The sequence below is a fragment of the Limnohabitans sp. genome, from assembly GCF_044373035.1.
In the GTDB taxonomy this organism is placed as follows: domain Bacteria; phylum Pseudomonadota; class Gammaproteobacteria; order Burkholderiales; family Burkholderiaceae_C; genus Limnohabitans_A.
In genome coordinates this window covers 1-13,495 of record NZ_JBILQU010000008.1, presented here as the reverse complement: position 1 = coordinate 13,495, position 13,495 = coordinate 1, and the positions used below count along the sequence as shown (strand labels likewise).

14 protein-coding genes and 1 pseudogene are annotated in these 13,495 nt (G+C 61.1%); 8 read left to right on the top strand and 7 right to left on the bottom strand.

Annotated features, from left to right (window positions below):
- Window positions 1-199 precede the first annotated feature (199 nt).
- Complete coding sequence (trxA, locus tag ACIQ47_RS02550; protein WP_396436696.1) at window positions 200-532, bottom strand: thioredoxin TrxA; 333 nt, start codon at window positions 530-532, stop codon at window positions 200-202.
- Between the two features lie 102 nt (window positions 533-634).
- Between trxA and ACIQ47_RS02545 the strand changes: the two genes are divergently transcribed.
- From ACIQ47_RS02545 to ACIQ47_RS02525, 5 genes are all read left to right on the top strand, one after another.
- A complete protein-coding gene (locus ACIQ47_RS02545; protein ID WP_396436695.1) occupies window positions 635-1,963 on the top strand; it encodes a TIGR03862 family flavoprotein in 1,329 nt (442 codons plus the stop codon).
- 61 nt (window positions 1,964-2,024) lie between these two features.
- Window positions 2,025-2,336 (top strand): hypothetical protein, encoded by a 312-nt coding sequence (locus tag ACIQ47_RS02540; protein WP_396436694.1) that lies wholly within the window; start codon window positions 2,025-2,027, stop codon window positions 2,334-2,336.
- A gap of 105 nt (window positions 2,337-2,441) precedes the next feature.
- On the top strand, window positions 2,442-3,893 hold the full coding sequence (locus ACIQ47_RS02535; RefSeq protein WP_396436693.1) for a DEAD/DEAH box helicase: 1,452 nt from the start codon (window positions 2,442-2,444) through the stop codon (window positions 3,891-3,893).
- A 99-nt stretch (window positions 3,894-3,992) separates the two neighbouring features.
- Window positions 3,993-6,209: a TonB-dependent receptor plug domain-containing protein gene (locus ACIQ47_RS02530; protein ID WP_396436692.1), complete on the top strand. Its 2,217-nt coding sequence runs from the start codon at window positions 3,993-3,995 to the stop codon at window positions 6,207-6,209.
- A gap of 52 nt (window positions 6,210-6,261) precedes the next feature.
- Entirely contained in the window at window positions 6,262-7,128 is an 867-nt protein-coding gene (locus tag ACIQ47_RS02525) for an alpha/beta hydrolase (protein WP_396436691.1), read from the top strand.
- 84 nt (window positions 7,129-7,212) lie between these two features.
- On the opposite strand, the gene ACIQ47_RS02520 is transcribed toward ACIQ47_RS02525, so the two are convergent.
- The 3 genes from ACIQ47_RS02520 to ACIQ47_RS02510 all read right to left on the bottom strand — a co-directional run bounded on the left by ACIQ47_RS02520 (window position 7,213) and on the right by ACIQ47_RS02510 (window position 10,188).
- Window positions 7,213-8,184: a Bug family tripartite tricarboxylate transporter substrate binding protein gene (locus tag ACIQ47_RS02520; protein ID WP_396436690.1), complete on the bottom strand. Its 972-nt coding sequence runs from the start codon at window positions 8,182-8,184 to the stop codon at window positions 7,213-7,215.
- A 31-nt stretch (window positions 8,185-8,215) separates the two neighbouring features.
- Window positions 8,216-9,337, bottom strand: a complete 1,122-nt coding sequence (locus ACIQ47_RS02515; RefSeq protein ID WP_396436689.1) for an NADH:flavin oxidoreductase/NADH oxidase — start codon at window positions 9,335-9,337, stop codon at window positions 8,216-8,218.
- A 131-nt stretch (window positions 9,338-9,468) separates the two neighbouring features.
- Window positions 9,469-10,188 (bottom strand): pseudouridine synthase, encoded by a 720-nt coding sequence (locus ACIQ47_RS02510; RefSeq protein WP_396436688.1) that lies wholly within the window; start codon window positions 10,186-10,188, stop codon window positions 9,469-9,471.
- Between ACIQ47_RS02510 and yaaA the strand changes: the two genes are divergently transcribed.
- Both yaaA and queF read left to right on the top strand, forming a co-directional pair.
- Window positions 10,187-10,963: a peroxide stress protein YaaA gene (gene yaaA, locus ACIQ47_RS02505; RefSeq protein ID WP_396436687.1), complete on the top strand. Its 777-nt coding sequence runs from the start codon at window positions 10,187-10,189 to the stop codon at window positions 10,961-10,963. The two genes, ACIQ47_RS02510 and yaaA, sit on opposite strands and share 2 nt — an antisense overlap.
- Window positions 10,960-11,805, top strand: a complete 846-nt coding sequence (gene queF, locus ACIQ47_RS02500) for an NADPH-dependent 7-cyano-7-deazaguanine reductase QueF (RefSeq protein WP_396436686.1) — start codon at window positions 10,960-10,962, stop codon at window positions 11,803-11,805. Before yaaA ends, queF begins: the two co-directional genes overlap by 4 nt.
- 6 nt (window positions 11,806-11,811) lie before the next feature.
- Here the strand turns inward: queF and ACIQ47_RS02495 are convergent.
- Window positions 11,812-12,123 (bottom strand): annotated as a pseudogene (locus ACIQ47_RS02495) (addiction module antidote protein).
- A gap of 10 nt (window positions 12,124-12,133) precedes the next feature.
- On the bottom strand, window positions 12,134-12,565 hold the full coding sequence (locus tag ACIQ47_RS02490) for a hypothetical protein (RefSeq protein WP_396436685.1): 432 nt from the start codon (window positions 12,563-12,565) through the stop codon (window positions 12,134-12,136).
- A 277-nt stretch (window positions 12,566-12,842) separates the two neighbouring features.
- On the opposite strand from ACIQ47_RS02490, the gene ACIQ47_RS02485 reads away from it, so the two are divergent.
- Complete coding sequence (locus ACIQ47_RS02485; protein ID WP_396436684.1) at window positions 12,843-13,271, top strand: PACE efflux transporter; 429 nt, start codon at window positions 12,843-12,845, stop codon at window positions 13,269-13,271.
- A gap of 42 nt (window positions 13,272-13,313) precedes the next feature.
- Here the strand turns inward: ACIQ47_RS02485 and ACIQ47_RS02480 are convergent.
- Window positions 13,314-13,495 (bottom strand): type II toxin-antitoxin system PemK/MazF family toxin (locus ACIQ47_RS02480; RefSeq protein ID WP_396436683.1); only part of this gene is annotated, 182 nt, incomplete at its 5' end.

Genomic DNA, 13,495 nt, shown 5'->3' with positions numbered 1-13,495 from the left:
ATAACCGGGTGGAATGTTCTGAACCGGATGCCGCCCGGGGTTGGGGGCTTGTGCTTCCGGCAGTCTTGGCGCTGTCCCGTGTTCGAGTTGCCTGCTGGAAATTATGACAGGTTTTCGTTCGGCCTCGAAAACAAAAAACCGGACCATCAAGGCCCGGTTGCGGGTGGCACGTCCGGCACTGCCGGACGGCATGCACGCATCAAGCCAGTTGCTGGTCGATGAAGGCGGTCAATTGAGACTTGCTCATGGCCCCCACTTTGGTGGCGGCGAGTTGGCCGTCCTTGAAGATCATGAGCGTGGGGATGCCGCGAATGCCGAACTTGGCGGGGATGTCGCGGTTGTCGTCGACATTCATCTTGGCAATTTGCAGCTTGCCTTCGTAGGCGCTGGCCACTTCGTCGAGGATGGGGGCAATCATTTTGCAGGGGCCGCACCATTCGGCCCAAAAGTCGACCACCACGGGCTGGCTCGACTGGAGCACGTCGGCTTCGAAAGTGGCGTCTGTGGTGTGTTTGATCAAATCGCTGGCCATGGCCTATTCCTTAAAACATTGATATGCGGCTAAAGTGAAGTCTATTTTGACAGAAACTATGCTCACCCGCATGCCTCAGTTCCCTTGCCAGACCACAACTACATGAGCCTTCCAGAACCGACTTCAGATTTTCCCGGCGCACTTGAGCTATCGATAGATGTGGCCATTGTGGGAGGGGGCCCCGCTGGCTTGATGGCGGCCGAACTGCTGTCGCAAGCAGGTCTGCAGGTGCACCTGTTTGACGCCATGCCGTCGGTGGGGCGCAAGTTTTTGCTGGCAGGCAAGGGCGGCTTGAACCTCACCCATGCCGAACCCTCGGCTTTGTTCAACACCCGTTTTGGCGCTCGCCAAACCGAGGTCAGCCAGTGGCTCTCCCAACTGGACGCCCAGGGTGTGCGCGACTGGGCGCAGAGCTTGGGCGTGGGTACTTTTGTAGGCACTTCAGACCGTGTTTTTCCGGCCGAAATGAAAGCGGCGCCTTTGCTGCGTGCTTGGCTGCAGCGGTTGCGTCACCCTGTCAGCGGTGTCCCGGTGCAGTTTCACATGCGACACCGTTGGCTGGGCTGGCAAAGCGACCGCCTGGTGTTTGGCCGTCGGGGCGATGCCTCGCCGCTGCTGGTCAATGCGGGGACCACGGTGCTGGCGCTGGGCGGGGCCAGCTGGCCCCAACTGGGCTCGGATGGCGCTTGGCTGGCCCATTTGCAGGACCAGGGCGTCGAGGTCGCCCCTTTGAAGCCCGCCAATTGCGGCTTTGATGTGCTGGGGCGAGAGGGCCAGGGCTGGACAGCGCACTTCAAGGACAAGTTTGCCGGGCATCCGCTCAAATCGGTGGTGCTCACCGTTCCAGCGCCAGACGCGGCGGCGCAGCCCCCTCGTTTTGAGCGCAAGGGTGAGTTTGTGATCACCGACACCGGGCTGGAAGGCAGCCTGGTGTACGCCGCATCGGCCTTGCTGCGCGACGACCTGGCCGAGCGCGGGCAGGCCTGTTTGCTGCTGGACTTGTTGCCCGACAAAACACCTGAGCAGGTTCTCAAGGACGTTGCTTGGCCGCGCGGCAGCCGCAGCCTCAGCAGCCATCTCAAAAGCCGACTGGGCCTGGACGGCGCGAAGATGGGCTTGCTGTTCGAGCTGTGTCCCCCCGGGACTTTGGCCCAGTCCGAAGCCTTGGCCGCGAGCATCAAAGCTTTGCCTGTGCCCTTGAAGCGTGCCCGGCCCGTGGCCGAGGCGATCAGTACCGCCGGAGGGGTGGCTTTGCAGGCCATGGGGCCTGATTTGATGCTCTCGGCCCGCCCGGGCGTGTTTTGTGCGGGTGAGATGCTCGACTGGGAAGCGCCCACCGGCGGCTACCTGCTGACGGCCTGCCTGGCCAGTGGTCAGCAGGCGGCAAAGGGTGTTTTGAGGCATCTTTCGGGCAGTCAATGCACAATTTGATACGGTTGTGTATGCCTAATGGCCTTTGGCCGCGTTATGTATGGGCTCAATCAACCCATCCATGACCGAGGTCCCTATGTCTCCAGAAGCCAGCCAGGAATACCAACAAGCCGTAGAAGAGGCAGCCAATGCCTTCATGAAGGTGATGAACCTGCGGGGGTTTCAGGTTCGGGATTACCCGCAAAACTTTGTGGCCCAGATGGCCCAATCCACCCGTTTGGCCTTTGAGTCCAATCGTCATGGCGCGCACGACCGCGCAAATGCCTTGGTCTCCGACATGCTGAGCGTCGCCAATGTTGCCTTGCGTGCAGCTCCGGCCAAAGCGCCCCACAAAAAGACGGCTTTCCCATCGCTGAGCCGTCGCCTGGCCTGATGGACCCTCCCCGGTGGTCAGTTTGCTCCCCGGTTTGGGCTCTGGAGCCCGGTCCCGGTTGGCATTTTTGGCAATGGCAGTTCAAAATGCGACAATAGCGGGTTAATGACCGACTCTTTTTCCAATTTATCGCTGGCGCCCACGCTGGCACGAGCCGTAGCCGAAATGGGCTACGAATCCATGACCCCTATCCAGGCCCAAGCCATTCCGGTGGTGTTGACGGGCCAGGACGTGATGGGCGCAGCCCAAACGGGCACCGGCAAAACGGCGGCGTTTTCGCTGCCTTTGCTGCAACGCCTGCTCAAGCACGAAAACCCCTCGACCTCACCGGCCCGTCACCCTGTGCGCGCTTTGGTGTTGTTGCCCACGCGCGAACTGGCCGATCAGGTCGCCCAGCAGATCAAGATGTACGCCAAGTACACCCAGCTGCGCAGCACGGTGGTGTTCGGTGGCATGGACATGAAGCCCCAAACGCTGGAGCTGAAAAAAGGCGTTGAGGTGCTGGTCGCTACGCCAGGACGTTTGCTCGACCACATTGAAGCCAAAAACGCGGTGCTCAACCAAGTCGAATACGTGGTGCTCGACGAAGCCGACCGCATGCTGGACATCGGCTTTTTGCCCGATCTGCAACGCATTCTGAGTTACCTGCCAAAGCAGCGCACCACCTTGCTGTTCTCGGCCACTTTTTCACCTGAAATCAAGCGCCTGGCAAGCAGCTACCTGCAAAACCCCATCACCATCGAGGTGGCCCGGCCCAACGAAACCGCGTCCACTGTCGAGCAGCGGTTTTACGTCGCCCAAGACGACGACAAGCGCCGTGTGATCCGCAAAGTGCTGGACGACCGGGGCATCAAGCAGGCCTTCATCTTTGTGAACAGCAAGCTCGGCTGCGGCCGTTTGGCCCGTTCGCTGGAGCGTGAAGGCCTCAAAACCGCTGCGCTGCACGGTGACAAAAGCCAAGACGAGCGCCTGAAGGCCCTTGAAGCCTTCAAGCAAGGCGAGGTCGATTTGCTGGTCTGCACCGATGTGGCCGCGCGCGGTCTGGACATCAAGGACGTGCCCGCGGTGTTCAACTTCGATGTGCCCTACAACGCCGAAGACTATGTGCACCGCATTGGCCGCACTGGACGTGCCGGTGCGTCGGGTCTGGCCGTGACCTTGGTCAGCCCCTCGGACACCCGTTTGGTGGGCGACATCGAAAAGCTGATCAAGAAAAAGCTGGAAGTTGAAACCCTGCAGCTGGACACCGCCCCCGCAGGCCCCGCGCCCGAGAAGTGGGGCGCACGCTCCGATGATCGACCCCGCGCCCGCGCTTCTGAAAGCCGCCGCCGGGACGACGCTGACCCGCGTGACGCCCTGGAAGCGCCGCGCGAGCGCCGAGGGGGCTTTCGCCCCGCACCTATCAACCGCGACCCGTTCTTCAGCAAGCCCTACGAGGCACCGCCTGCCGACGTTTCGCCCAGCTGGGATGCGGTGCCCAAAGCGCCGCGCTCGTCGATTTCGGCCAACATCAAGCCCAAGCGCAAGGTGGCGGCTTTGTTCAAATCCGACGAGTGATGTTTGCTGGAGCCGGACCTGCCTGACTGATCCTCAGGCTGACCCCGGCTTTTACGCCAGCTTCACACGCCAGCGGCCGGGCGCTGTCAAAATAGTTGCATGCGTTCATCCCATTTCACCCCCACCCTCCATCCCCTGACCCAAAGCTTGCTGTTGGCTGGGGTGGCTTTGTATTTGCTGCCCGCTTGGGCTTGGGCTCAAAGCCCTGCCAGCGCGACGCCCAGCGCCCCTTCGGCCACCGCGCCTGCGGCGGCTGCGACCGATTTGGGGCAGGTCGAAATCCGCAGCAACCGCAACAACGACACCGAGGTGCGCCGCGAGTCTTCGGCCTCAAAAATAGTCATTGGCCGCGAAGAGATCGAAAAGCAAGGCGATTCGACTTTGGGCGAAGTCCTCAAGCGTTTGCCGGGCGTGACGGTACAAGGTGCTCCGGGCCGGGGCGGCGCTATCCGCATGCGCGGCTTGGGCGGCGGTTACACCCAAATTTTGCTGGACGGCGAACGCGTGCCGCCGGGCTTTTCCATCGACTCACTCACCCCCGAGCAGGTCGAAAAGATTGAAATCATGCGCGCCCCCACGGCCGAAACCGGGGCGCGGGCCATCGCGGGCACCATCAACATCGTCTTGCGCGAGGGTCAAAAAGCCAATCCCGATGACCTCAAAATCACCCGCAGCCAGGAGCACGGCGAGGGCTCGACCATGCTCAGCTGGGTCCACAACCTCAAGAAGCAGCCCCTGAGCGGCACGGTGACCCTGTCCCTGATGGACCAGTACCGGCCGGACGAAAGCACATCGGTCATCACGTCCGACCCGGGCGTTGACCGCATCCGCCTGAACGAATCGGTTGGGCACCGCAAAGGCCTGCACGCCAATGCCCGTTTGCAGTGGAGAGGCGAACAAGGCCGTACCCTCACGCTCACGCCTTTTGTGGTGTATTCGGATTACACCAGCCCCGGCCAAGTGCAGATCCGTGAAACAGAGGGCGGCTTGCGGTCTGACAGCGCCCAGACACTGAACAAAAGCATTTTTGCCATGGCCCGGCTGAACGGCCAATGGGCGCAGCGCCTGTCGGCCGATGACCGGTTGGAAGTGCGCTTTGGCCTGGGCCAGTCCAAGTACGACTTTCGCCTGGACCAGACGGGCGCGGCCGATGTGCTGCTGTTCAATGGTTTTGAAACGCAAAACTTTGTCGACCGCACGGGCAGCCTGAACGGCAAATGGACCCGCGCCATGGCCAACGGGCACCAGATTGTCAGCGGCCTGGAGCTCGAAGGCGTGCGCCGCGTGGAAGAGGCCAACGCCGCCGTGGACGAGGACGGTGGCGACATCCGGGCCCGCACCTTCCGATGGGCCGCTTACGCACAAGACGAGTTCAAGATCAACGCCAACTGGTCGGCCTACACCGGCTTGCGCTACGAATCGATCCTGACAGAAGGCACGAGCGAAAAAGGGCTCAAGTCCAACAACAGCTCGGTCTGGACACCCTTGCTGCATGCGCTGTGGAAGCCCGACCCCGCCAAGCGCGACCAGGTGCGCATGAGCCTGACACGCAGCTACAAAACCCCCACGCTCTACAACCTGGTGGCCCGGCCCGTGCCCTCGCGCGAGGCCAACAGCCCCACCCGCCCCGACCGTGTGGGCAACCCTGATCTGCGGCCCGAAATGGCCACCGGCATCGATGTGGCCTTTGAGCGCTACCTGCCCGGCGGTGGCGTGCTCAGCGCCAACGTGTTCCACCGCCAGATCAGCGACCTGATCCGCTACACCGTGGCCCAGCAAAGCAGCCCCTCTTGGGCGCCTGGCCAAGACCGCTGGGTGTCATCGCCGCTCAACCTGGGTGACGCCACCACGCAGGGCATCGAGCTCGAAGCCAAGTTTCGCCTGGACCAAGTGCGCAAAGGCGCCTTGCCGGTGGACATCCGCAGCAACTTGAGTCTCTTCAGCTCACGGGTCAAGCAGGTGCCTGGCCCCGACAACCGGCTGGACCAGCAGCCCGGCATGACGGCCAACCTGGGGGCCGACTACCGCGTGCGCAGCATCCCGCTCACGGTGGGGGGCAACCTGAATTGGAACCCCGACTACGACACCCGCCGCAGCGAGCAGCAGTGGGCTTACCAGGGCACCAAACGCGTGCTCGACGTGTATGGTCAATGGCGCTTTTCCCCCGCCACCGCTTTGCGCCTGACGGTGAGCAACCTCACCCCTCGTGACTACATCACCGCGTCTACCTACAGCGGCAACGGTGTGAGCGAAACGTCACGCAACACCTCGCCGAACTGGCGCAACGTGCAGTTGCGCCTGGAGATGAAAATCTGACGCCTCGTGTGTCAAGATGGTGGTCCAAGAACAATCCTTACTGGAGACAAAAATGCCCACCAAAGACGCCGCCTGGCATGACCGCATGTACAACAACCGGGCCTTGGTGCCTGACTTTGCGGACCACTTTGCCCATTGGCAAAACGCCTCGGCGCAAGCACGTGAGCGCCTGAAAGGCCATCTGGATTTGCCCTATGGCGATGGTCCGGGTGAAACCCTGGACATTTTCCCGGCTACTCAGCCGAACGCCCCCGTGGTGATCTTCATCCACGGCGGCTACTGGCGCAGTCTGGACAAATCAGACCATTCCTTTGTGGCCCCGGCCTTGCACGACATGGGGACCTGCGTGGTGGTGGTCAATTACGCGCTGTGCCCCGGCACGCCCGAGCAGCCTGTCACCATCCCCGACATTGCGCTTCAAATGGCCAAAGCCACCGCCTGGGTCTGGCGACACATTGCCGAGCACGGTGGTGACCGCAACCACATCAGCGCCGTCGGCCACTCGGCGGGCGGGCATTTGGCGGCCATGCTGCTGGGCTGCGACTGGAAAAAAATGGGCCGCGATTTGCCTTCTGGCCTGGTGCGCAAGGCGCTGTCCATCTCGGGCCTGTTTGACTTGGAGTCCATTCGCAAAACAGCGTTTGTGCAGGGCGATTTGCGCCTCACGCCCGCGCAGGTGCGCCTGTGCAGCCCGGCCAAGTGGCAGCGCCCACGTCAAGGCGTGCTGTACACCGTGGCTGGGGGCAACGAGAGCCCCGAGTTTTTGCGTCACAACCGCTTGATCCACCAAGCCTGGGGCCCCAAAACCGTTCCCGTGTGCGAAGACCTGGCTGGCCTCAACCACTTCAGCATCGTCACCGACCTGACGCGGCCAGGCACGCGTTTGCATGCGCTGGCCCAGCAGCTGATCGCTGCTTAAAAAAACTAAAAAGCCCCAGCGGCAAAACCGCTGAGGCTTGGCTCTTCAGCCCCGTTTTTCAGCCCCGCCCGTGCGGGGCTTTTTTCAGTCCAGCTTGATGTTGGCCGTCTTGATGGCCTGCGTCCAGTCGGCGATTTCGCGGTCCAGCAATTTGGTCATGTCGGCTGGGGCCAAAAAGCGCACCTCAATGCCCGCTTGGTCAGCCCGTTGTTTGCTCTCGGGCAAGTCCAGGCTGCGCTTGACGGCATCGGCCAGTTGGTTGAGGGTGGCGGTGGGTGTGCCCGCTGGGGCGTAAAGGGCCACCCAAGCTTCCAGGTCAATGTTGGGGTAACCCGCTTCGGCCATGGTGGGCACTTGGGGCATGCCGGGGTGGCGTTTTTTGCCCGTGACCGCCAGCGCCTTGAGTTTGCCCGCCTGGATGTGTTGCATCACCGAAGGTGGTGTGGTCATGAACACCTGCACTTGGCCCCCCAACACGTCGGCAATGGCTTGGCCCGAACCCTTGTAAGGCACATGCACCAAATCCACGGCGGTTTGCTGCTTGAAGATTTCGGTGCCGATGTGGGAAACCGATCCGTTGCCCTGAGACGCGTAGTTCAGCTTGCCCGGGTTTTGCTTCAAAAACGCGATGAAATCCCGCATGTTGTTGGCAGGCACCGAGGGGTGCACCGCCACCACGTTGGTGGCCACGGTGATCAAGCCCACGGGTGTCAAATCTTTCAACTCCCATGGCAGTTTGCTCATGAGGATGGGGTTGGCAATGTGGTAACCCGAGTAAGACACCAACAAGGTGTGGCCGTCTTTGGGGCTGCGGGCCACTTGTTGGTAAGCCAGGTTACCGCTGGCGCCACCCTTGTTGTCGATGACGACCGATTGGCCGATCAAGCGGCCCAAAGGCTCGGAGATCAAGCGGGCTGAGGTGTCCACCAAACCACCCGGTGGCACCGGCACCACCAGGGTGATCGGCTTGCTCGGAAAGGCCTGGGCCATCAAGACCAACGGGGCGCACAGGGTGGCCAAGGCGAGCAGTTTGGAAAAATGGCGACGTGTGTTCATGGGTGTCTCTTTCTTGTTGTGATTGATGAAATCAGCGCATGCCAATTTTGGCGTTGTTGAAAATGTTTTTGGCTTCTCGGGGCAAGCTGCGCCAGTACTGGTGTTGTGAGTCGACAGTGCCGTCCAGGGCCACAGCCGCTTCCCAGCCCCAGCGTGGTTTGTACATGAAAGAACGGGCCAGCGCCACCAGATCGGCATCACCGCGTTGCAGCACGCCTTCGGCCTGGGCGGGCTCTGTGATCAGGCCCACGGCAATGGTGGTCAGGTCTGAGGCGGCTTTCACGGCTTTGGCCAAGTGCACTTGGTACTCTGGCCCCAAGGCGATTTTTTGCAAAGGCGACACGCCACCCGACGAGATGTGCACAAACTGCGCCCCGGCTTGCTTGATCCGGATGGCCAGCTCGGCGGTTTCTTCGACCGTCCAGCCACCATCCACCCAGTCGGTGCCCGAGATGCGCATGCCCAGCGTGCCGCCAAAGGCTTCGCGCACCGCCTTGAACACTTCCACCGGAAAGCGGATGCGGTTTTCAAACGAGCCGCCGTAATGGTCGGTGCGCTGGTTGGACAAGGGCGACAAAAACTGGTGCAGCAAATAGCCGTGCGCCGCGTGCACTTCCAAAGCCTCAATGCCCAGCGCTTGGCTGCGCCGAGCGGTGTTCACAAAGTCGGCCTTGATTTGCGCGATGTCGGTCAGGCTCAGTTCGGTGGGTGCCGCTTCTTGCGGCAAGTGGGGCAGGGCGCTGGGCGCCACGGGCTGCCAGCCGCCATCGGCCGGGGTGATCAACATGCCCCCGTCCCAAGGACATGCGCTCGAGGCCTTGCGGCCAGCGTGGCCAATTTGAATGCACACGGGCATCGCGGGTGCCAAGCGACGCGCGCGTTCCAGTTTGTCACCCAGCGCCGCGTGCGTGGCGTCGTCCCACAAGCCCAAGCAGCCGGGGCTGATGCGGCCCACAGCCGACACGGCAGTGGCCTCGATGGTGAACAGGCCCGCACCGCTGTTGAGCAGGTTGGTCCAGTGTGTCAGGTGCCAGTCGGTGGCTTGGCCGTTGTCGGCCGAGTACTGGCACATGGGCGCGACCACGATGCGGTTGGACAAAGTGAGGGGGCCGGAGGGTGCGTTGAAGGTGAAAGGCGTGAAGAGCAGGCTCATGGTGTGTTGGTCTTGTAAGGTGTCACAGATGGGGCTGGGTCAGCCAGCTGGGCGGCATTTGGGGGCCAAGCCAAATGAAAGTTGTGCGATCTTAGGCAGATCAAAGGCTGGGTCTTATCCGCTGCGTGACATCAAGCCCGGACTGCGGTGGGGCATTCTGGAAATGTTGTCCAAAGTCCCCATTCAGCAGGCAATGGCGCTTCGATGGCCAGTGGCTGAGCGCTCACGGGGTGTGCCAGTTGCAAGCGTGTGGCGTGCAACCACAGCCGCTGCAGCCCGATCAAATCCGCCACGGCCCGGTTGAGCGGCCCTTTGCCGTGCGTGGCATCGCCCATGATGGGGTGGGCGATGTGCTTCATGTGGCGGCGCAGCTGGTGGCGGCGGCCCGTGAGCGGCTCCAAAGCCACTTCGGCGCAGCGGGTGCTGGCAAAGCCCTGCTGAGGCAGCGGCAGTTCAAAGTGGTGCAAGGTCGCAAAGCGGCTTTGGGCGGGCTGCACTTCCTGGCGCTCGGTGCGCATGTCGTCGGGCATGCGTTTCAAAGGGTGATCGATCAGGCCCGAATCGGCAGGCCAGCCCCGCACCACAGCGCGGTAGGTTTTTTGCAGGCCCTCGCCGCTTTCAAAAGCCTGGCCCAGCGTGCGCGCCGTGTCGGCATCCAGCGCAAACAGCAGCACGCCGCTGGTGCCTTTGTCCAGGCGGTGCACTGGCCAGACGTGTTGCCCAATTTGGTCGCGCAGGGTTTGCAGCACAAAGCGGGTTTCGCCCTTGTCCAGTGGGGTGCGATGCACCAACCAGCCGGCGGGCTTGTTGACGATGGCGAGATAATCGTCCAAGTAAAGGATGTCGAGCATGTTGTTCTTATTGTCACCCGCCAAATCTCTGGACTACGAAACCCCCGCAGCAGGCGTGCCGCACACGCTGCCCCAGTTCGTGCCGCAATCGCAGGCCCTGATTGAGGTGCTGCGTCAAAAGTCGCCCCAGCAAATCGCCGAGCTGATGGACCTGTCGGACGCGCTGTCGGCCCTGAACGTGGCCCGCTACGAAGCCTGGACGCCCAAGTTCACCGCCCAAAACGCCAAGCAAGCCGTGCTGGCCTTCAATGGCGATGTGTACGAAGGGCTGGACGCCAAGACCTTGTCGGCGCAAGACCTGGACTGGGCGCAAACCCATGTGGGCATTTTGAGTGGCTTGTATGGCGTGTTGCGCCCGCTGGACTGGATGCAACCCTACCGCCTGGAAATGGGCACCACGCTGCAAACCGACAAGGGCAGCAACCTGTACAAGTTTTGGGGGCCGCAAATTGCCGAGTACCTGAACGTCCAGCTGGCCAAAGACAAAACCCCGGTCATCGTCAACTTGGCCTCGCAAGAATATTTCAAGTCGGTAGACCGCAAAACTCTCAAGGCACGGGTGATCGAATGCGTGTTTGAAGACTTCAAGGGCGGCAAATACAAAATCATCAGCTTCAACGCCAAGCGGGCGCGTGGTTTGATGGCGCGCTTCGCGGTGCAAAACCGCATCACCCACCCTGAAGGACTGCTGGGTTTTGATCTGGAAGGCTACACCTACGACCCCCAGGTGTCCGAGCCAGACCGTCTCGTTTTCCGTCGCAAGGTGCAAGCATGAACTCTCCAGAACAATCTCAGTTGGGCAAATCCAGCGCCTATGTGGACCAGTACGACGCAGATTTGCTCTTCCCGATTCCGCGTGCAACCAAGCGCGCCGAGATCGGCGTCACCGGTCAGCCCGTGTTTTTTGGGGCCGATCTGTGGACTGCTTTTGAGCTGTCCTGGCTCAACACCAAAGGCAAGCCGCAGGTGGCGCTGGCGCACATCACCGTGCCCGCCGAAAGCACACACATTGTGGAGAGCAAGTCCTTCAAGCTGTATCTGAACAGCTTCAACAACACCCGCTTGGAAAGCGCCGACGAGGTGCGCGACATGATCCGCCGCGACATCAGCGCCGCCATCTGGCACGGCGGCGCGGTGCAAGCCAGCGTGGGGGTGAAGCTGCTGTTGCAAGAGCAATTTGACGCCGAACCTGTGCACGAGCTCGACGGCCTGAACCTGGACCGCATGGACATCGAGTGCACCCGTTACGAGCCTGCGCCGGACCTTTTGAGCGCCAAGACCGACGAACTGCCCGTGAGCGAAACCCTGGTCAGCCACTTGCTCAAAAGCAATTGCCTGGTCACCGGCCAGCCTGACTGGGGCAGCGTGCAAATCACCTACAGCGGCCCGCAGATCGAGCAAGCGGGCTTGCTGCAATACATCGTGAGTTTCCGCAACCACAACGAGTTTCATGAGCAATGCGTCGAGCGCATCTTCATGGACATCTGGACGCGCTGCCAACCCACCACCTTGACGGTGTATGCCCGCTACACCCGGCGCGGCGGGCTGGACATCAACCCCTGGCGTACCAGCGCCCCGGGCAAGTTGCCGCCCAACGTGCGCACGGCGCGGCAGTGAATCAAGTCAGTGGTGCCGCACCACCGATAAGTGCAATCCGGTGGCGTTCAACACAGCCAACCAGGTTTTGAGTGTGGGGTTACCGCGTGGACTGAGTGCCCGGTACAAGCTTTCGCGGGGCATGCTCGCTCTCTCGGCCACCGCAGACATGCCTTGCGCCTCAGCCATATGCCGCACAGCCGCCAGCAAAGCCTGCTGCCCGCCGGGTTGATCGGCTTGATCCAGTGCAACAGCGAGTTACTCGTTAGCAAACTCAGGATCGGCTTTGAGCATCTCCACAACGGCTTCGTCATGCGGGCGACTGGTCCTGATGGTCATTTCGACCGTCTCATAAAGACAGGCCTGCAGCGACCAAGAGCGCGGCAGCACCCAGCAACGAAGTCCAAGCGCCCGTCATATTTCCCCAATAAACCAAACGCGCCCAGCCTTGGCCACCTTTAGCCAAGCCCCTGTCTTGGGTGATGGCCGCTAAAGGGGTTGCGATGGTGAACGCATAGCTTGAAGTGATGAAAGAGACAACAATCAGCCATTTCAGCGATGCAGAGACCGGCAAAAAAGGCAATACTGCAGCAACGCTGAACATCAAAATCGCCCCCAGACAAAGGCTTTGATGTGCCACACGCCAAGAGTTCACTACTTGCGCAGCTGACCCGGATTTGATGGCTTTTGCGTAAGGTGCGCCGTACAACAATGCAGCCAATAAAACCACTGCGCCGTGAAAAATCAAATGGCGTGAAGATGCTTCCAAAATGAACTCCATAAAAGTTTTAACTCAGTGAGTTTAGCGGTTGGAGTTGATTCAATTGTTATAAAAATTTAATAAAAATAATGACCTAAATGGTTGTTTTTTGATGCGACGGCCAAATGCAGGTTCTCAGCCGAACCGTTGTCCGAGAATGGCCAATAAGTTGGCAATGCGAATGCGGCACCGGCATTCGTGGGCTGTGAGGGCGGCCAAACGCCTGACGTGTTAACTTCTTGATGTTCGCGACTGCGAGCGCTCTTGATGAGCTGACCAACCCACTTCGTTCCCCAAGATGACACCCACCACCCGTCGCGTTTTTCAGGCCCTTTTGTACGAGGCCATCGCCATCGCCGTGGTCGGGCCCGTGTTGAGCCTGGCCTTTGACAAGTCCACCACCTCCACATTCGGCCTGGCGGTTGTGTTGTCGAGCATTGCGCTGACGTGGAATTACACCTTCAACTGGTTCTTTGAGCGCTGGGAGTCGCGCCAATCGGTCCGCGGCCGTTCCTTTTTCAGGCGGCTGGCCCACGGGGCTGGTTTTGAAGGCGGCTTGGTCATCATTCTTTTGCCCGTCATGTCGCTGTGGCTCGACATTTCGCTCATCGCTGCCTTGGTGGCCAACTTGGGCCTGCTGGCGTTCTTTTTCTTTTATGCCATCGCGTTCACCTGGTGCTTTGACCGGGTCTTTGGCTTGCCTGCCTCTGCGCAGGCGGGCGATTAAAACCGGGGCTGATGGCGAGGCAGTGAAGCAGGCCGCAAGGGTTTACTCCGCGAATACTTCCTGCAGCGTGGTCAGCGCTGCCGTCAACGTTTTGGCGGACACAGCGCCCAGCCGCTTGACCAAGCGCAGCTTGTCAACCGTCCGAAGCTGATCCAACACGATCAAGCCTTTGGTGCCCGCATGGGTGACAGGCACCCGAAACGGCGCGGCAAAACCCTTGGAGG

Coding starts and splice junctions, on each gene's coding strand:
- queF (WP_396436686.1), top strand. CDS start 10,960: ATGAACTCTCCAGAACAATCTCAGTTGGGCAAATCCAGCGCCTATGTG.
- ACIQ47_RS02525 (WP_396436691.1), top strand. CDS start 6,262: ATGCCCACCAAAGACGCCGCCTGGCATGACCGCATGTACAACAACCGG.
- ACIQ47_RS02545 (WP_396436695.1), top strand. CDS start 635: ATGAGCCTTCCAGAACCGACTTCAGATTTTCCCGGCGCACTTGAGCTA.
- trxA (WP_396436696.1), bottom strand. CDS start 532: ATGGCCAGCGATTTGATCAAACACACCACAGACGCCACTTTCGAAGCC.
- ACIQ47_RS02490 (WP_396436685.1), bottom strand. CDS start 12,565: ATGGAGTTCATTTTGGAAGCATCTTCACGCCATTTGATTTTTCACGGC.
- yaaA (WP_396436687.1), top strand. CDS start 10,187: ATGTTGTTCTTATTGTCACCCGCCAAATCTCTGGACTACGAAACCCCC.
- ACIQ47_RS02510 (WP_396436688.1), bottom strand. CDS start 10,188: ATGCTCGACATCCTTTACTTGGACGATTATCTCGCCATCGTCAACAAG.
- ACIQ47_RS02515 (WP_396436689.1), bottom strand. CDS start 9,337: ATGAGCCTGCTCTTCACGCCTTTCACCTTCAACGCACCCTCCGGCCCC.
- ACIQ47_RS02530 (WP_396436692.1), top strand. CDS start 3,993: ATGCGTTCATCCCATTTCACCCCCACCCTCCATCCCCTGACCCAAAGC.
- ACIQ47_RS02485 (WP_396436684.1), top strand. CDS start 12,843: ATGACACCCACCACCCGTCGCGTTTTTCAGGCCCTTTTGTACGAGGCC.
- ACIQ47_RS02535 (WP_396436693.1), top strand. CDS start 2,442: ATGACCGACTCTTTTTCCAATTTATCGCTGGCGCCCACGCTGGCACGA.
- ACIQ47_RS02520 (WP_396436690.1), bottom strand. CDS start 8,184: ATGAACACACGTCGCCATTTTTCCAAACTGCTCGCCTTGGCCACCCTG.
- ACIQ47_RS02540 (WP_396436694.1), top strand. CDS start 2,025: ATGACCGAGGTCCCTATGTCTCCAGAAGCCAGCCAGGAATACCAACAA.